12 protein-coding genes and 1 pseudogene are annotated in these 19561 nt (G+C 44.4%); 3 read left to right on the top strand and 10 right to left on the bottom strand.

Going from position 1 to position 19561, the window contains the following annotated elements:
• Positions 1 to 5: 5 nt before the first annotated feature.
• From EHC72_RS21710 to EHC72_RS21665, 10 genes and pseudogenes are all read right to left on the bottom strand, one after another.
• The gene (locus tag EHC72_RS21710; RefSeq protein WP_211660348.1) at positions 6 to 806 is read right to left on the bottom strand and encodes an endonuclease/exonuclease/phosphatase family protein; all 801 of its coding nucleotides are present in this window, start codon (positions 804 to 806) and stop codon (positions 6 to 8) included.
• A 64-nt stretch (positions 807 to 870) separates the two neighbouring features.
• On the bottom strand, positions 871 to 1584 hold the full coding sequence (locus tag EHC72_RS21705; RefSeq protein WP_131539820.1) for a DUF3823 domain-containing protein: 714 nt from the start codon (positions 1582 to 1584) through the stop codon (positions 871 to 873).
• A complete protein-coding gene (locus EHC72_RS21700; RefSeq protein WP_131539819.1) occupies positions 1574 to 3436 on the bottom strand; it encodes a RagB/SusD family nutrient uptake outer membrane protein in 1863 nt (620 codons plus the stop codon). The genes EHC72_RS21705 and EHC72_RS21700 overlap by 11 nt, the downstream gene beginning before the upstream one ends.
• Positions 3437 to 3446: 10 nt before the next feature.
• Positions 3447 to 6593, bottom strand: coding sequence for a SusC/RagA family TonB-linked outer membrane protein (locus tag EHC72_RS21695; protein WP_131539818.1), 3147 nt, complete (start codon positions 6591 to 6593; stop codon positions 3447 to 3449).
• Positions 6594 to 6856: 263 nt separating this feature from the next.
• Positions 6857 to 8182, bottom strand: a complete 1326-nt coding sequence (locus EHC72_RS21690) for a sugar porter family MFS transporter (protein WP_131539817.1) — start codon at positions 8180 to 8182, stop codon at positions 6857 to 6859.
• Positions 8172 to 9083, bottom strand: coding sequence for an ROK family protein (locus tag EHC72_RS21685; RefSeq protein WP_131539816.1), 912 nt, complete (start codon positions 9081 to 9083; stop codon positions 8172 to 8174). The genes EHC72_RS21690 and EHC72_RS21685 overlap by 11 nt, the downstream gene beginning before the upstream one ends.
• A gap of 2 nt (positions 9084 to 9085) precedes the next feature.
• Positions 9086 to 10249, bottom strand: coding sequence for a glycoside hydrolase family 130 protein (locus tag EHC72_RS21680; RefSeq protein WP_131539815.1), 1164 nt, complete (start codon positions 10247 to 10249; stop codon positions 9086 to 9088).
• Positions 10250 to 10468: 219 nt separating this feature from the next.
• Positions 10469 to 11488 (bottom strand): LacI family DNA-binding transcriptional regulator, encoded by a 1020-nt coding sequence (locus EHC72_RS21675; RefSeq protein WP_165585914.1) that lies wholly within the window; start codon positions 11486 to 11488, stop codon positions 10469 to 10471.
• Between the two features lie 806 nt (positions 11489 to 12294).
• Positions 12295 to 13650 (bottom strand): annotated as a pseudogene (locus EHC72_RS21670) (PIG-L family deacetylase); the annotation flags it as partial.
• 484 nt (positions 13651 to 14134) lie between these two features.
• Positions 14135 to 14881 (bottom strand): SDR family oxidoreductase, encoded by a 747-nt coding sequence (locus tag EHC72_RS21665; protein WP_088300349.1) that lies wholly within the window; start codon positions 14879 to 14881, stop codon positions 14135 to 14137.
• A 105-nt stretch (positions 14882 to 14986) separates the two neighbouring features.
• On the opposite strand from EHC72_RS21665, the gene EHC72_RS21660 reads away from it, so the two are divergent.
• From EHC72_RS21660 to uvrA, 3 genes are all read left to right on the top strand, one after another.
• Complete coding sequence (locus EHC72_RS21660) at positions 14987 to 15346, top strand: winged helix-turn-helix transcriptional regulator (RefSeq protein ID WP_088300350.1); 360 nt, start codon at positions 14987 to 14989, stop codon at positions 15344 to 15346.
• 297 nt (positions 15347 to 15643) lie between these two features.
• Positions 15644 to 15937: a putative quinol monooxygenase gene (locus EHC72_RS21655; protein WP_088300351.1), complete on the top strand. Its 294-nt coding sequence runs from the start codon at positions 15644 to 15646 to the stop codon at positions 15935 to 15937.
• Positions 15938 to 16288: 351 nt separating this feature from the next.
• A complete protein-coding gene (gene uvrA, locus EHC72_RS21650) occupies positions 16289 to 18613 on the top strand; it encodes an excinuclease ABC subunit UvrA (RefSeq protein WP_246029480.1) in 2325 nt (774 codons plus the stop codon).
• Positions 18614 to 19561 lie beyond the last annotated feature (948 nt).

Here is a 19561-nt window from a genome sequence, read left to right as displayed (position 1 = left end):
GTCTGTTATTTAAGGGTAAATGTTGCTACCACCGGATAATGATCGGATTGCTTGTCCGCCCAGTAAGGTACTGCATACTCTTTGACAGAGAAAGCCTCCAAGGGCGCATATATTAGCCAATCACAGGTGTAGGTAGGTTTCGGAGTTGGAACCGTCCATTCGCATACCCCGCCCTGGCAAGCCGTAGTGAACCATTTTTGCAACGCCGGCATCGCCGATGAGCCTGGACGGGTGTTCAGATCCGCGCCAAGCAAGATAGGTTTGTCCAGTTTGGTCACTTTATCAAGAATCTCCGAAATCTGCTTTAACCTGGTTGCGTCCTCAAATTTGTAACCCAGGTGGGTAGTCGCAAAAAAAAATCTCTTTCCATCCTTTTTTACCTCTGCATATCCGAACGAACGTAAATTGTCGCCGTCCTCAGCTACCCCAAGTTGAAAAGTTTGTTCATGGCTCAAAGGATATTTTGATAAAATCGCATTTCCATAGTCCCCTTTTTTAAGCGTCAGTGCCCTCGCAAAATAGTAATACTTCATACCCGTCATCTCCGCTAGGACCTTTGGGAAATCAATAGGGTTGATGTCCGTATGTCGTTCCACCTCCTGGAGTGACACGATATCCGGATCTATTTTTTTGATGACATCCGCAATGGCACCAATACCCAATTTTCGGGCACTGAATATATTATAGGTCATCGCCTTGATGCTAACCTCTCTGTTTTTTTTCTGAGCATCCACGTTTAGGCCAAGCAACATTAATACCGGCAATACGTAGAGAAAGCTGCCTGTAAGGCATTTGTTTTTTTTCATAATCTATAAACTTGAAGCTGGGGGATATTACATCCCCCAGCATTTGGTGAAGAGGTGTTCCTTTTTAGTTGACGCTAAGTTCTAATACTTTACTATAATTTACCGCATCGTTTACCTTTGCACAAACCCTTACATAGATCTTATTTCCATTGGCTTTTATTTTATAGATATTGCCGGTAAATACAGCACTCTTTGAAAGTTCAAACAATTGTGATCCGCTCGCAACAGCTCCCTTTGAGCTGATAGCGGCATAGTTGGAATTGTTGATGTCTACTCTGGGTGCAAAGTTCCACATCACAGACACATTGCTGAGCACAAACTTGCTATCGGTTTTATCCACTTTGTAGTTGATGGTGATATTGTTGTCAGCGGATATAACTGCATCTATTGAAATTCTTGAGAAAGGAACCGCACTTAGATCCAGCGTCGTTTGCCCGTTTATGCGTGTGTTCCCTTCGCATTTATTTACGAACGGTCCGTTCACGACCACCTTGTAATCGCCATTAAAAACCTTCGCATTCTGATAAGTACCGTCCTGGTTCGCGCGGAAATCAATGGATTTGCTTGCTCCGGTATTTTGTTCGAAAAGGTTGACCAATACCCCGGCTGCCCCCTGAACGGGCAGCTGTATGGGTTCCTTGGTCTCCGCGTCGTAGATGGTACCGCTTATCCCACCTTCGGGCGAAATATAGTTATCAATTTCGTTCTTGCACGAAACAAGGCCGATATTTGCTAAGAAAAGTATCGATAGGATTAGTTTATTAAAGTTAGTTTTCATATCCCGGGTTTTGTATAAGTTTTGGATTTGTTGCAATGTCGGTGGGGGCCAGTCTGATGTAGTAGCTTTTCTCAAGAAACTGTCTCAGTTGTTTTGGCGGTACTCCGGTTGTGAAGGTATACTTGCCGTCACTAAGGTTATACCATGGATATAGCGCGGTTCCCCTGAAGTTGGTCAGCCCGCCCTGGTTTACATCCAGGTGGGATATCCGCCACCGCTTCATGTCCCAGTATCGGTGTTTCTCAAAGCCAAGTTCAATTTTACGCTCATGTCTTACCTTCTCAAGGGAGATGGAGGTCAGAGATGCGATTCCGGCCCTCTGGCGGATCCTGTTCACTGCGGCAAGGGCCTCGGCGTCCTTACCGCCCAATTCCATACACGCCTCAGCCAAATTGAGGTAAATTTCCCCAAGTCGGAATACCACCCATGGAGTGGTGGACTTGCTCAAATCCATATTGGTTTGTGTCTCATCGAAAAACTTGCGCTGGTAAAAACCTGTTTTGGAAGCATCGCCAATATCTGCACCACCGTCTTTGCCCGATGCGGTATATTTTATACCGTTTATCGTTACCGTATTGTCTTTGTCGGGCTGGTTGAATGCCTGGTACCTGGTGCCGTTTGCTGCGATAATTCCACGCTTCCATTCAATTTTCGACCCCTTTAACATCGCACCGGGAACGTATACAGAGCCAAAAAGGCGTGGATCCTTACCTGCAAAAAGTTCATAAGGATCGTTGAACCGTCTCGGAGTTACGCCATCACTTTCATAAATAGGCAATTTTCGCTGTATACCGTTAGCGTATTCGAATTCTTCAATCATTTCAAGGGTAGGAGCCATTCCACAACCCCATCCGTTACCGCGATACGAAAAGGGCGCGTTAAGTTTGTCCCAACTATGTGCCTTGCCACCGGCAAGGTCATATTGCTTTTGAAATATGTATTCGCCATTGTCTCCGTTTACTGCCCGTGAAAAAAGTTCATAGAAATTTTCTGCCTTATCTGCATTTTTTTCGTAGAGCTGATACACATTCAGATTGAATATTGCCTTGGATGCATTATAGGATTCGGTAAAATATCTGCTTGTCTCACTTACGGGGATACCTACAAGACCGTTGATCTGTACCGTACCGTATTTGGATATTGAGCCTGCGTAGAGCGCAGCCCTTGACCAAAGCGCCAGTGCCGCACCTCTCGTAGCCCGGTATTTATCTATACCGGTTCTGGTTAACGGCAGCTGGTCGGCAACCTGTTTGCATTCATTAATAATAAAATCATAACATTCCTGCTCAGTGTTTCGGGGTATTCTCAAAGCATCGAATTCCCCTGGAACGTAATCCTGAGCCTGGGTAAGGAGGGGCACCCCTCCATATCTTTTTACTGAAGAAAAATATTCCATGGCCCGGATGAAACGTCCTTCAGCATTTATCGCAGCCTTTTCCTTATCGCTGATTACCGTTGTTTTTGCAAGTTGCGATAAAAAGTCGTTTACTCTGCGGATGTGGACATACCTGTCGGAGAACTTATCCTCAAATAAAAAGTCGCTATAGATATAAATGGCACTTGCATTACTGAATGCTGGATCTTTTTGGTAGGAACCCTGGGCCTCATCTGAAAGTGCGGTGGGGTTCAGGAAGTTCTCCTTGCCGGTAAACCAGTCGTCAAATTCATCCAGCCTCAGGCCCCCGTCATAAAGGTTTACAAGTACCGCCGAGATTGCATTCGAATTTTGCCAGATCTGATCACTTGTGATAATCCCGCTGGTTTCCTCTCTGTCTAAATATTTTTTGCATCCGCACATCCCGATCATAAGGAAAGCTGCGTACAGAATATTTTTAAAATGATAAGTTTTCATTTTCTTTTATTTATAAGGTTAGATTAACACCAAAATTCATTGTTTTTAGCTGTGGATAGTAACGTAATCCCGTATTGTCGGCTTCCGGGTCGATATATTTCATCAATCCTTCGCGACTGGTAAAGGTTAAAAGATTATTGCCGTTTATATACATCCTGAGCCTGCTGATGCCTTTTGCAGGCAACCATTTTCCCGGAAGGGTATAGCCCAGCTCCACTGTTTTAAGGCGGAGGTAGTCTGCAGTATGTAACGACCAGGAATTGTTCGAACGATTATCGCTGAGGCCGGTCACCCTTGCAGCAGGCATTAATCCCGGAATCCACTCACTCGAGGGATCCTTTGGATCGGCCCTGTGCCAGCGGTCGGTCATAAAGGCAAAGCCATTGCCAAGCCCCTGCTGGATGAACGGATCCAGCACATCACCACTCATATATACATCATGGCCTGCCGCCCCCTGCATGAACAATGTGAAGTCAAATCCCTTATAACTACCGCTGAGGTTTAGCCCGTAATACATCCTCGGCGAGCTTCCATGTCCGATTGGCTGCGTGTCGTTATCATCAATAATGCCATCCTTATTAAAGTCCTCAAACTTTAAATCCCCCGGTAACAGGGATTTATTCCCGTTGTTATCCTGGATAGCAGAATTTAAAATATCCTGATAAGAACTGAATTGTCCAACCACCTTTTTTCCCCAACGGATGTCCTTATAACGTTCGGTATTGTTATTTCTCCAGTTATCGTACATGTTAAGTGAACCTGCACGTTCTATATAGTTATTGCTAATGCGTGTGGTAGAGAAATTTGCCGATACATTATATTTGAATTCACCAATAGAATGTCGATGTCTGATACTAATTTCAAAACCCGTGTTTACATCGGAGTTAAGGTTCTCTTGCGGCAAGGTTTGACCGAAAGTTGTTGGCAGGGTGCCCTGGCGTGTTGCCGGCAAACCTGAACGGTTCCTTCGGAACCAATCAAACTCGGCTGTTAGCAAACCGCGTTTAAAAGAGGCCTCAAATCCTACGTTCATCAATCTCGATTCATACCAGGTTAGCCAGGGATTGGCGATGCCTCTATTGGCAAGGCCAAGGGTGATGCCCTGGTCCCCCATAACATAATTGCCACTAAAAACGTATCCGTCAAGGTATTGGAATGCTGAGAAATCCCCCTCATCGCCAACTACTGCGTAAGATCCCCTGATTTTGAAATTATCAAAGGAAGGCAGTATTTTTTTAAAGAAAGGCTCCTCAGAAACCCGCCATCCCAGGGATGCACCCGGGAAAAATCCCCATCGGGAACTTTGCACAAATTTGTAGCTGCCATCATAACGGAAACTCAACTCTGCAAGGTAACGCTTATCAAAAGCATAGTTCACCCGTCCAACAAGGCCGGCATGAGAAGTTTCCTTCGAAAGACCTCCTGCACTCTGATTGAGCTTGTTCCCGTAGTCAAGATCATCAATAATGCCAATGGTAAAATCTTTTTTACCCGTCAGCGAAGTGACCCTGTCATTGTAAAGCTCATAAAGCACAAGGGCGCTAATGTCATTTTTGCCGCCGAACACCTTATTGTAATTCAAAGAATATTGCTGGGTTGGCTTATAATAGTTTTCAAGAGAGGATTCCAGCCCTGCAAGGCTCCGCAGAATCGATTTGTTGTATACCCCTGAAGCCGGAACATAATTGTATTCTGAAAGATCCTTTTTCCATGTTTTCCATTCACTGTTGTTATAGTCATAGGCAACCATGGCCTTGGCCTGAAGGCCATCAATTCCCGGAATCTGGTAGCTTAAGGTCAACGAGCCGTTAAATTGTCGCCTTAAACGCCATTCATAACCCGATTGTTCTATATCAGAAGTGTGGACAGGATTGGCCATGTCCCCAACCGCCTGCCAGTAATCAGGATTATTATTGGCATAAACCGTATAGGTCGGCACCGCCATTTGTGCCTGACGAAACAGATTGTCAGCTTCGAACGGTCGTTTTCTGTCCTGGAAATTACCTGCCACATTAAGATTTGCCTTTAGGCCCTTTGCCACCTCAACGGTAATGTTAGAGCGGAAGTTATAACGGCTGAAACTCCAATCATCAGAACGGAGTATACCGCCCTGATTGAGATAACCAACCGAAGTAAAATAGGTTAGTTTGCTGTTTCCTCCGGAGATACTCAGATCATGTGAACTTTGTGGCGCATTGTTGCGGACCATCTCACCCCACCAATCTGTTCCGCCACCATTTTCGAAGGCCTGGAGCTGTTGGGCAGTATAAGCGGGAACCCCACCAAGTGGATTGGTATTATAAATAGCCTCATTATACAGAGAGGCATATTCATAAGCATTCATCATTTCAGGATATCTGGTTACTCTCTGCAAACCGGCAAAACCGTTATATTCTATCCTGGCAGGCGACTCCGACCCGGTTTTGGTTGTTACCAAAAGTACACCATTGGACCCTTTGAATCCATACACTGCCGCAGCACCATCCTTGAGAATCGAAATCGACTCGATGTCATTGGCATTCAGTTGTGAAAAGTCGCGCTGTACACCATCGACAATAACCAACATACTTCCGTATCCGCGAATATCCACAGAGGATCCGTCATCGCCCGGTGCGCCAGTACGCTGGACAGCCCTGAGTCCCGGCAACCTTCCGGCAAGCATATTGGTTACGTTTGGCGTCTTGACCGTTACCAGATCTTTCCCACTTATAGAGGCCACCGAGCCGGTAACTGAGGCTCTTTTTTGCTGACCATATCCCACCACAACGACCTCATCCATCTGCTCTATGCTTTCCTGTAGCTTAATTGTAAGCTCCGAAAGTCCTCTTAGTACATACTCGTGGGTTCGGTAACCCGATGAAGAAATAATCAATGTATCATTTTTTTCTGCCTTTATACTGAAAAACCCTTCCTCATTCGTACTTGTTCCAATCCTGGGATTTCTTTTTAACCGAATGGTCACCCCGGGGATTGGGCTATTGCTCAAATCCAGGACTTTTCCCTTAACAATTATTGGGTCTTCCCGGTTGCCCTGTTGCAGTAAGGAGGAGGCCATAACATTCTCGCTCATTGTCATCAGGGCCACTACACATATTATTGCCTTGAAGGAATGAAAAATCTTACGACAGACATGTTGTTTTTCGTAATGCTGCTTCATAATTTTTTAATTTTGGTTTATTTGATTAGAAATATCTTTAAAAGTTAAGCCCGCTTAATGTGCTTAAACTGGTTGTCATCGATGTGCTTTCATAGGCTCATAATTTGGTTTAATTCTGATAATTTGGTTAGTTAACAATTAAGCTATATGAATCCAGCGGGTTTGAAGCCGCCCCCGCCGGAGCTCACTAAACCCGGTTTTTTAATGAAAAACCGGGTTTTGCAATTTGATTGTAATTTGCTCAGTATAATTTAACAGGCCGTCTATTTCTGGAGATGTGCCTGTATTTCCTCCAGGGATTTGCCCTTAGTCTCGGGCATGAACCTCCAAATGAAGAAAAATGACAAAGCCATCATCACGCTGTAAAAGACAAAAGAGTAATAGCCGCCATTTGCGCTCCCTTCGACGATCACAGGAAAAAGCCACGATACCACTGCGGCCATAATCCAATGTGTGAAGCTTCCCAGGGATGCTCCCTGTGACCGGATTTCATTGGGAAAAATCTCAGAAATGAAAACCCATATCACTGCGCCTTGCGAAAAAGCAAAAAAAGCTATGAAACCGATAAGGTACAATAACATGAATTCTGAGCCTTCAAGCCCGTTCTTAAAAGTAAGGGCAACAAGTCCAAGAAATACGAACATGCCCACGCTTCCGATAAGCAGTAACTTTTTACGTCCGAAACGGTCGATAACGAGCATTGCCAAGCAGGTAAAGAAAAGATTTGCACCCCCTATAAAAACAGGTTGCAAGTAGGAAAGTTCCTTATCGAATCCAGCAAGTTCAAAAATACGTGGGGCATAATAAAGAATAGCATTTATACCACTCAGCTGATTGAACATCGCCAGGATTACCGCATATGCGATAGGCTTGAGGTATTTGCGCTGAAGGAGATTTGTTTTCTTTTGTTCCCCTGAAAGATCTTTTTCAAGCAGATTCGCAAGCATACCATCACCCAGTTTCTCGAATATTTCTTTGGCCTCAGCCAATCTTCCCTGTAGTAACAGCCACCGGGGGCTTTCCGGCACGATTGTCAATAGAATAAAGAACAATGCGGAAGGGAAGACCATAATTCCCAGCATCCACCGCCATGAATTTTCCCCAAGCCCTGCAAAGAGGAAATTTGTCAGGTAGGCCAAAAAGATTCCCAATACGATCATGAACTGGAAAAGCCCGGTCAGCCTTCCTCTGTTTTTGGCAGGGGCAATTTCGGCAATGTAGATAGGTCCTACCACAGAGGAAACACCCACTGCGAGCCCGCCGATGAAACGGAAAAAAATAAATGCATACCAGTTGAATGAATAGGCACATCCAATAGCTGAGCACAAGTAGAAAATGGCTACAGCAAGTAACACTTTCTTACGGCCAAAGCGCTGGGCCGGTTTGCTGGCAAACAGTGCACCAAGAACCGTTCCGATTAGGGATGAAGATACCGTGAAGCCCTGCCAAAATGCATCAAGATGCCAAAGCCTTTGGATAGTTTTCTCCGCGCCAGAGATTACAGCAGTCTCAAACCCGAAAAGAAATCCACCCAGGGACGCGATTAGCGCAAACCAGGTGGCAAAATTTTTGTTTATCTTAATTTGCATGTTCAGGATTGAATTTGATTGATTTATCTTTAAAATGTGCGGCGGCGCCAAGCTTTGCGGCAACTTCACCAAGTTCAGCAATTCTTATAGGGATATGAATACCCTTATTTTCAAGGTCCCTTTCCAGTTTTGGCAGGAATAAATGACTGGCTTTGGATATGTTCCCACCTATTAAGATTAGATCGGACTGATAGTGTGGAAGATGGAGGGCGAAGAAGTCCGAAAGCCAGCTTGCCAATTTATTAAACGCCTTCCCTGCTGCGGGGTCCTCGGATACCAGTTCTGCAAGTGCTTTGATATCTTCGGCACGATTGCCGCCAAGACTTTTATAATAGTTAAGCAAACCCCTTGTGGAGATGAAGTCTTCTGCGATACATCCATTGAAGGCAGATGAACCAAGATTCTTATCCTCTGAAATACCGTCACAGAATATCGCGGATCCGAGCCCGGTACCAAGGGTGATACCCAAGATACGGTCAAATCCTCTCCCTGCCCCGTGTTCTGCCTCTCCCTTGAGAAAGGCCTCAGCGTCATTTGTAAAGCTAATGGAATCGGATGAAAGCCCCAGGGCTTCGGCAAGTACCTGTTTGATTGAAATACCGTAGAGACTTTCATATTTGTTCATTCCCTTTATCAAGGATATCCCATTTTTGTAATCAAAAGGTCCAGGCATACTAACAGACAGGTAATCTGGTTTTTTTTCGGAGTTTTCGATGACTGATTTTAATGCAGAGGTCCATGTGAAAAGTATATCCTGTGCTTCAGAATGAGCATTGACACTCCTGCGCAATAATGACCCGGGGAGGATTTCAGCGATAAAAGGATCGACAATTGCAGCACTGATATGCGAGCCCCCGATATCTGCCGACAAAATAACGGAGTTGTTTCTGAATATTTTCATTTTTATGGAAGCGGATCAGGATTTACGTTCTTGGCAGGGTCATAGACAGCTACTCCAACCTTGGAGTCTGCACAACCATAGTATAAATACCATTTTTTCTTAAAATATACCATGCCCTCAATAAATACTGTTCCCTGTATATATTGCCCGCTTTTTTCAAATGGTTCCATAGGTCTTAAAAAGGGGACATCAAGTCTTTCAAGAGGTTTTGAAGGATCGTTTTTGTCGAACAATACCTGTCCGGCACTGTAGGTACCCGGATTAAAACGCTTGTCGCCATTTTTGGGGTCGTTCTTTCCATTATATAAAAGTACAATCCCATTTTCGGTCAGGATAGCCGGGGGGCCACACTCAGTCAAAGAACTATCAAAATAGCCCGCTCGTGGGGAAATAAATGCCTTTAGTTTTCCATTTTCGTCAACCACAGGATCCCAGTCTATTAAATTGTCAGACGTAGCCCCATATACCCCATGCTCTCCCCAGTACATCCAATATTTGCCATTAATCTTTGCAATCACCTGTTTTTCATCCTGAATCTTTGTGACAATGGAGGCAGACTTATGTGACTGGTTTACCAGCGAAGGAAGGACAGTTGATTTTGCAAATATTGGTCCGTGTTTTTTCCAGGTCAGAAGATCCCTCGAAGTGGCGACGCCAAGACGGGGCACCTTTCTGTTCCATTGCGTATAAAATATAACATACTCACCACCTTCGGTTACCGCAACGCGGGGGTCCTCCGTGCCGCCAGGCCATTCGCGTTCCTTCTGCTCATCGGCCGCGGGGTAAAGGACAGGGGTCGCTCTGCGTTTAAAATGCAGGCCATCCTTGCTCGACGCATATCCAATCCTTGAGGTTCTTTTGCCAATTCCAATTCCGTATTTATCTTCTGCCCGATAGAGAACGATGATCTCATTACCCTTTACCACCGCTGCCGGATTAAAAGTGTCATTTGATTCCCAGGAGACCGGAACACCCGACATCGGATCATCAAAGCGTTTCTTTTCAATTGGCGATATTACAGGGTTAACAGCTCTTGGTCTGACAAATCCACCCATTGCCCAGGAAGGCAATATATTTTCCTTTTTTTGCGCGAAGCTTACAGTGGCAGACTGGAGCAGCAACAAAATCATGGCATGCACGGCCACTCGACTGATTCTTTTTTTCATAAGTTGTGTTGGTTTGCATGATGTAATCAAATCCTGCCATTCCAAAAGAAATCCGGTTCACTTTTTGGAATAAGCCTTAGATGCTCACAATCATGTTAAATTTATATTTGGTATATGGTTAATTAAAGTTTGCAAAACCGGTTTTGCAAATGAACTAAAAAAAATCGCTTCGGCGACATACCTCAAATATATTCTTAGAAAACCAGTTTTGCAAATTTTTTAAGCCTTTTTTTTACTTGAATCCCTGATAATCAGTTTGGAGGTTTTTACGGCCGTAACAGGGGTGGTGTTCGGACTTTTCTGCGAAATTTTTTTTAACAGCGTATCAATTATTGCCGCACTCAACTCATCCAGCGGTTGTTCGATAGAGGTTATCCCGGGGGTATAGAGTCTGAAGAGGTCATTTTCATCAAATACGATTACCCCAAGATCTTCGGGAATTGATTTTCCTAGCTCCCGAATTGCCTGAAGCCCGTTGACACAGAGGTAATTGGTTGCAAAAAAAACAGCATCTACTCCCTCATTCTCATGCAGGTACTTCCTGATCAACTGATGATAGCCATCACGGTTCTCTAGATAAGGAACCTTGAAAACCCATTCCTGGAGATTTTTGATACGCATGGTCTCCTGATATCCAGATAGCCGTTCAGCCATTTGGCTTTGTTCAGATTCAAGGGTAATAAAAGCAATGTTTTTAAAACCTTGTTCCACTAAATGCTCACAAGCAGTTTTGGTGATTTCCATGTTGTTCGTTCCAACATAATCGGCGTCAATTCCGTTTAATTTTCTGTCAAATATCACAACTGGAATACCCTCCCCAATAAGGCTTTCAACCTGCTCCTCCACACCGGCAGGGGGCGCAATGATATAACCGTCCACCTGAGTTTGCCGGAAAAAATCAATAGCGGAATTGGCCACCCTGGTATCGCCCAAAGTACTGCTGTAGACAATTCTATAACCACTGTCCCTTGCTTTCTGTTCAATCTCTACTGCTATCGTTCCAAAAAACGAGTCCGCAATATTCTCCACGATGAGTCCGATACTGTTTGATCTGCCTGTCGCCAGACTTTGGGCAAGGTGATGCGGCCGATAGCCTATTTTATTGACATAGTCCAATACGTATTTCTCAAGATCAGAGCTGATCCGATGTTCTTTTGCTTTTCCGTTAATTATAAAGGAAACCGTGGATTTAGCCACTTTCAGATGTTTTGCAATATCGCTAATTGATGTCTTTTTCAAACCCATGTGCTAAAATAGTTATTCTTCCACGAATAAAATCAAAATATTGAACTTGTAAGTATTATCAGATGTCGAAATAAGAATGCCATGACACTAGGAAACAGCTCCATTATATAATTACTTGTTATTGTATTTTAAATTCTATCTTGTAGGTAGAACAAGATAATTCGTTGAGGTATTAGTGCCTAGAAACCACTATTCAGCTTTAAAATTGAAAGTTTAATGGGTCTCTATATAAACTGAAAAACATCCCGGTGTTACTATTGCACTAGCTTCTTTTCTTTCCACACTTGCAACCGAAGGAAAGAAGCAAACGTACGCCGGCAGCTTACTTGTAGGTTCTTACCAATAGTTGTAAATTTGCTTTATTAGCTTATTTGCCTAATCAGCTATATAAACCAGCAATAGACCTGGTTTCATTTCCTTCTACTCAATAAAACCGGCCAAAAAAGTTTTTCTGATCTTATTGCTAAATATTAACAACTCAAAAAAGCAAACCTATCACCATTAACTAATGAATATATTTTCTCTTTTAGCTGATTATCATAAACTAATTTCAATATTAAATCGAAATTTTAGTTTTTTGATAAGTTTGATAATTTGCATACAGAACATTAAAGGATAATTGTTTACTAACAATGACTAAACTTAAAGAGAAAGCTTCATGAACTGGCAACATTAGGTAGCCGCTTCGACATTTCTGCATTGTGCTTTGTTTGCGTATTGAATGCTAAAGCAGAAAACCATGCCTATTTTGAAAAGTCTTAAGAGGAAGTGATAAACAGTCAGTCGTAGTGAATGGGATCCTAACAATTAGACACTGATATATCTATTTTCCTGTACTCATCATCAGCAAACTTCAAGCGAACAAAAGCTTCCATCGCTTCGTAGTCTGCCAGGCCTAGTGCGTCATAAGCTTTAGCAGTTTCACGGTTGCGATCTTCAGCACGTTGCCAAAATTCCCTGGCATCATCTCCCGGAAATACCGCTCTGTCTTTTTGGTTTTGGTGTTTAAAAATGGCGTTTCGTTTGTGCTCTAGTTCCTGAGGCGAGATTGGTACGGCCATTTCAATTTCATGTGTTTCAAACTCTTGCCAGGCGCCACGATACATCCACAACCAGCAATCTTGGGCCCAGGCTTCTGTTTTGCGTAGGCGTTTTAATGCTTCCAAAATAATATTGAAACAAACAATATGCGTTCCATGCGGATCTTCAAAGTCGCCGGCTGCAAAAACTTGTTGTGGTTTGACTTTTTGTAAAAGCTCAATCGTTAATTCGATATCGGCATCTGTTACCGGATTCTTCTGGTTTTTACCGCTTTCGTAAAACGGAAGCGCCTGAAAATGGATGTGATCATCTTCCAACCCGCAATAACGCGCACCAGCAATGGCTTCTCCTTTTCTGATTAGTCCTTTTACCGTCTGAATTTCTGGCGTATCAACCTGGTTTGGTTTTTTCTGTTCAATAAATGCCCGCATAATATTGTAAAGAACTTTCAAATGCGAGTTTTCCATGCCCATCTTTTCGGAGAAATCGACATTGAATTCGAAAAAACGAAGGGCATCATCATCCCAAACGGCCGTATTGCCAGAAGTTTGATATGCGACATAGACATCATGTTTCTGATCAACCAGACGGGTAAATGTGCCACCCATCGAAATTACATCGTCGTCTGGATGCGGAGAGAAGATAATCACACGTTTTTTAGCCGGTTCTGCCCGCTCAGGGCGTTGAGAATCATCTGCATTTGGCTTACCACCAGGCCACCCGGTGATGGTATGTTGCAGTTTGTTAAAAATATGTATGTTTATGTTGTAAACCGGCCCTTTTTCGGTAGCCAGTTGCGCCATACCATTATTGTTATAATCGTCCTCTGTTAACTTTAAAACTGGTTTTTTCAATGTATTCGCCAGCCATATTACCGCCTTGCGTATAAGGCTTTCTGTCCAAACGCAATCTTTAACCAGCCATGGTGTATCAAAACGGGTAAGCTCGACAGCTGCGGGTGTATCCAAAATAAACTCCACATGTTCCGAAAGCTGAAGATAAGTTGCCGGAACTTCCCCTGAGATTTCTCCTTCAACAGCCTTTTTGATGATGGACGCTTTCTTGCGGCTCCATGCCATTAAAATAATTTCTCTTGCCTTGAAAATAGTTCCGATTATGCACGAAATAAAAATTATAGCATTAGGTTGCCGTACTGAATTTATTGACAACATACATTCTAAAAACTTAACCTTGTCAGCAATAGTTCTGCTTTTGTTTGGTTTGCATAGTTTTCATCAAGCATACATAGTACTTTTAGACTCATCCTCACTCTTGGTGATCGGCTAATATTCACAAAACTTCAAACCGTCCGTAAATGAATAACGTCTAAACGTTTTGTTTGCGTATTCAGCCGGGTGGAGCTCCGGATTCCAATTGGTACTACAAAGAGGCGTATCCCTATGGCTAGAAACTGCTAAAACGGCTTGAGATTTATAAATGGAGAACTGGTGTTTTCAGTATTGAAGTCACAGGCAAAAACTACCCCTGGAGAATCTAATTATTAAAGTCGGTGCGGCCGTTTTGCTCCGAAATAAGCCTGACCGTTCTAAGATTAACCCAGAGTAGCTTTTGTTGAAGATATTTATTTAAAGATTGGTTTTATTTCAGTGCATATCCGATGTACCCGCCATCAGCCAATAGCTCAGCGCCTGTAATAAAACTTGCATCCTGAGAAGCTAGAAATAAAACGGCTTTGGCAATTTCCGAAGGTTTACCCATTCTTTGCAGGGCTGTTGTTGAAGCAAACTGTTTTTTTACGGTCTCATCTGGCACAGCCTTGTCGAAACCTTCCGTCTGTGTGGGACCAGGACTGATCATGTTTACCCTGATGTTTCTTCCGGCAAGTTCATTTGCTGCAATTTGGGCAATCTTGTTGAGGGCTCCTTTGGTTGCGGAATAGACACTACCGTACATTTGGGCGGCGGTTGCCACCGTAGATGAATTGAAGACTACTGCACCACCGTCATTCATATATGGAAGCAGTTTCTGTAAGGTGAAATAAGGTCCTTTTACGTTTGTATTGAACTGTGCGTCGAAATCGGCTTCAGTAGCCTCTGCGATGGGTGCAAAAGTAGCTATTCCTGCATTTAAGAATACTACGTCTAATTTTTGACCGCTTTCTGCTATAGCTGTGGCCAAAGTTTCAATGCCAGCGAGGTTTGAGGTATCTGATTTAACGGTCTTAAGGTGATCGCTTTTGAGTAAAGCGGCGGCTTTGTCGAGGTTTTCGATGTTTCTTCCTGTAATCCATACATTTGCGCCCGCTTCGATGAAGGCAGTTGCGGTTGCAAATCCTATTCCTGTTGTTCCTCCGGTAATTACTATGTTTTTTCCTGTAAAATTCATTTTTAATAGATTTAATTTATGATGCAAATTTAGAATAGCTTTATATATTATTGTAACTTTGTAACTAAAAGTAACAGTAACATTTGGGTAACTAGGTAACTAATTATGGAAAATATTTGTTGTCCGGCGGATAATGAGCACAATAAAAAACAGATCCTGGCTGTCCATGATGCTATGGATGTATTAAGTGGAAAATGGAAAATATCTATAATTTCCTCTGTCTGTTATTTCAACCAACGTAGATTTTCGGACATTTTAAATGACGTGAGTGGCATTTCCAACAAGATGCTAAGTAAGGAACTTAAGGATCTTGAAGTAAATAAATTGATTAAAAGAACTGTTTTAAGTACCCAACCGGTAACCGTTTTGTATCAACTTACCGAATATGGACTTACTTTAAAAACTATCATAGATAATCTTGCCGATTGGGGCAGGCAGCACCGGAAAGAAATCACGGGCAAATAAAGTATGATCATGTTGCTTTTCTTTTAGCCGGTTGTAGGCTTCTGGGCAAGAATGTCCGGTTTGGCGCGGGGATATGTGGCCGCTTTTGGGAGCATCTCATCTCTGCTTGGGTACCTGGTGTGAAATTAAATGTTTATTTTCTTTAAAGGTTTAACCCTTTCAGCTTTCCTAGCGCACTTTATTATTTTAATCTTTAAATCTGATTATTTGGTAGTTAATATTATAACGTGGCACTATTCTTGGGGCTTTCTTGGCGGTGGAATTTTTGCCGCCGATAATCCTTAAATTATAAACGAAATGGAAAAATTAGCATTACTGGCCCGCCTGGAGGCCAAAGCTGGTAAAGAGCAACAAGTTGCAGATTTTATCAAAAGTGCCCTGCCTTTGGCCGAAGCTGAACCCGGAACTATCCGTTGGTATGCGCTGCAGATCTCGCCGTCTACCTTCGGTATATTCGATACCTTTGCGGATGAAGCTGGGCGGGATGCTCATCTGGGTGGAGAAATTGCCAAGGCTTTGATGGCCCATGCGGATGAACTGCTGGCTACGCCGCCGGTAATCGAAAAGGTTGCCTTGCTGGCAGTTAAATAAGTGAAAAATAAAAAGGCTAGATCCCCTATGGATAACATCAGGGGATCTTGTCTCAGTTAAATTTATGTTTACGTTTCTGCCCTTAGATGAAATCAAAAAAACTAGCATCCCCTTTGCTTTGTTTAACAAGATATGCCTTCACAAAAAAAATTACCCAGCATCGTTATCAGGGGTGCCAGGGAACATAACCTAAAGAATATCGATTTGGAAATACCAAGGGACCAGTTGGTAGTATTCACCGGAGTCTCTGGATCTGGAAAATCTTCGCTAGCCTTTGGTACCCTGTACGCAGAGGCACAGCGCAGGTATCTGGAATCCGCATCTCCTTATGCGAGGCGGCTATTTAATCAGATGTCGATCCCTGAGGTAGACAGCATCACCGGACTTCCACCGGCGGTTGCGCTGCAGCAGCAGCGCGGAGGAGCCTCGACGCGCTCTACAGTGGGGAGCGTGACGACCCTTTCCAACTTGCTGCGAATGCTCTATTCCAGGGCAGGGGATTATCCAGGCGGACAGGGTATCATCTATGCAGAAGGCTTTTCGCCCAATACACCGGAAGGTGCTTGTGGGCACTGCCATGGACTGGGTAAAGTATATGAGGTGAGCGAAAGGAGCATGGTTCCCGACGAAACAAAAACTATCCGCGAGCGCGCGGTTGCCAGTTGGCCCACTGCGTGGCAGGGCCAGAACCTGCGGGATATCTTAACCTCTATGGGTATTGATGTTGACATTCCCTGGAAACAGCTTTCTAAAAAAAACCGTGACTTTATCTTGTATACTGAAGAATCGCCTTCGGTTCCTGTCTACTCAGGGTATACCCTGCAAGAGGTGCAAAGGGCAATCATGGCAAAAAAACAGTTCGATTATATGGGTACCTTTATTGGCGCACGGCGGTATGTACTGCAGACCTTTGCGACCAGTCAGAGCCAGTTGATGAAAAAACGCGCGCTTTCGTTTATGACCGGAAGGGAATGCCCGGTCTGCAGGGGAAAGAGGCTGAAAAAACAGGCGCTTTCGGTAAAATTCGAGGGATTGGATATTGCCCAGATGAGCCGACAACCGCTCCAGGTGCTGCAAGATCTTTTCGGTCCTTATGCACGGCAATCAACGAAGGGGGATAATTCAAATAGGCATCACCTGGAAAAACAACTGGTTACCCAGCGGATCGCAGCTGACCTATATTCACGCATAGCGGTGATGCTGGAACTAGGGCTGGGTTATCTCAGCCTGGAACGGAGTACGCCGACGCTGTCTCCGGGAGAGCTGCAGCGGCTTAGGCTTGCTACGCAGGTACACTCTAATCTTTTCGGGGTTGTCTACGTATTGGACGAACCATCAGCAGGACTACATCCTGCGGATACCCGGGCGCTCCTCAATATCCTTGACCGGCTAAAACAGGATGGCAACTCGATCTTTGTTGTCGAGCATGAGATTGAGGTCATCCGCCATGCCGACTGGATCGTGGACATTGGTCCCGGTGCGGGCGAAAATGGTGGCAGGGTGATCTATAACGGCCCGGCGGCAAAGATCAAGGACTGCAAAGCGTCCATCACGGCGGGTTATCTCTATCCTAAAACACCATCTGCTAAAGCCAATGCACAGGCAGAAAGGAAACCGGAACAGTGGCTGGAACTAGAAGGGGTACACAAGAATAACCTAAAGGATTTAGATGTTGCCATCCCGATTGGGATAATGACCAGCGTAACGGGCATTTCGGGATCGGGTAAGAGTAGTCTGATCTCCCAGGTTTTGGTTGAACTGGTGGGGGCTGCGCTGGGGCAAAAGCCAGAAGCTGCTGAAGCGGAAAGCGGAACGGACCTTTTGGAGCAGCAGCCTGAAGACATGGTAAAGGGCGCGATTGCCGGAGGGCTCAAGGGGATCCGCCGTTTGGTGGTGGTAGACCAGAAACCCATCGGCCGAACGCCGAGGAGCAATCTGGCCACTTATACAGGTCTTTTCGATCCGGTGAGGAAGCTGTTCGCCAGCACGCCTGGGGCCAGGAAAAAGCGCTATGATGCCGGGCAGTTCTCTTTTAATGTGGCCAAGGGAAGGTGCGCCAACTGCCAGGGCGAAGGACAGGTAATGGTAGAGCTCCTGTTCCTGCCCAGCGTGTATACCCCCTGCCCTGTCTGCATGGGAACACGCTACAACGCGGATACCCTGAAGATCTTCTATAAGGATAAAAATATTGCCGATGTGCTGCAGCTCACCGTGGATGAGGCCGCCGATTTCTTTGATGAAGAACCTGGCATTTCAAGGGCGCTTGAAACGGTAAGGGAGGTCGGCCTTGGCTACCTTAGGCTTGGGCAATCTGCCACAGAACTCTCTGGGGGCGAGGCGCAGCGGATTAAACTGGCCACTGAACTCCAGCGCGCGCAGAACGGAAGCACGCTTTATATCCTCGATGAGCCAACGACGGGCCTTCACCCGAGCGATGTTGAGCGGCTGATGGCCCAACTTAATCGCCTGGTTGATGCCGGCAATACGGTTGTGCTGGTAGAGCACGATATGCACGTGGTGGCAGGAAGCGATCATATCATCGATATCGGCCCGGGCGCGGGATCCCAGGGAGGAAAGATTGTAGCAACCGGGAGCCCTGCCGAGGTAAGCAGAAATGCTACAAGCCGAACTGCCCCCTATCTGAAAGCCTATCTTTCGGGGAAAATTTGCCCCTAGCGACCTGGGCATGCAGTTTGATTGCTTATTTTGGAGTCTAACCTTGTTTATGCGGAAATACGCAAGCAAGCTTATCTCTGCTGGCTGGGGATGGATTTAGACTATAGACAGCTATTGCGGGGAAAGGTAAATTTTAGCAGTGGGCTTGGAAGGGCATTTTTTTAGCCAAGACTGAGCTGGGACAAAGTTGGATGCGTTTAGTAAAGCTAGGCAATTTAGCCCTGGTTACTATTTATGGGTTTGATGATATGCACTGAGAGGGAACTCTGATCCCCAATTGTCAAATGCTTGTTGGATATCATGATAATTCACCCAGGTTTTTTATCTTGACTATACCTAAAATCATCCTTTCTAAGGAAAAACGTTACCAAAGAGTGGGGATTTCGCTAAAACTGTGCAGTGATTCTCATTCCAAACTGTACACCCCGTTTTTACCATCTGGTTTTGATGGTATCCCAAAGACTGACCCAAATATATTCAATCCGGCCAATCTGACTTGGTCATTTTTCAAACAGTATTCGTAATTGTTGGTCCACTGACACTCCTCCTGATTCCTTAGAAGGTAATATTCAGCCTCTAAAAGGACATTTTAGACTTGGACTAACAGAAAATTACCGTCGATAAAAAATACTCCAACAAAAGATTTATAAGTTTCGTTTTTAAGGTCTTTAGCGCATCGACAATTTAATTTCTCCATGCAAAACAATCAATGAGTCCGGTCGGACTTCCGGAAATCTTAAAACCGCTTAAAATGAGCTGAGTGGCCATTTTTAAGCGAAATAGAGTGAACAATATAGACCGAAAAAGCTGGCCACTATGCGGGCTCTCCGTCACTTTTGGTGAATTATGCTGATTTTGCAAGTACCATTTTTCTTAGCAGCTGAAACCCTGCCTTGCCGTACATCTTTCTTTTAATTGTTTTAATACGATTGACCTGCCCTTCAACCT

This window comes from Pedobacter nototheniae (assembly GCF_004335085.1).
Lineage (GTDB): Bacteria > Bacteroidota > Bacteroidia > Sphingobacteriales > Sphingobacteriaceae > Pedobacter > Pedobacter nototheniae.
This window is presented reverse-complemented; position numbering and strand designations above follow the sequence as displayed.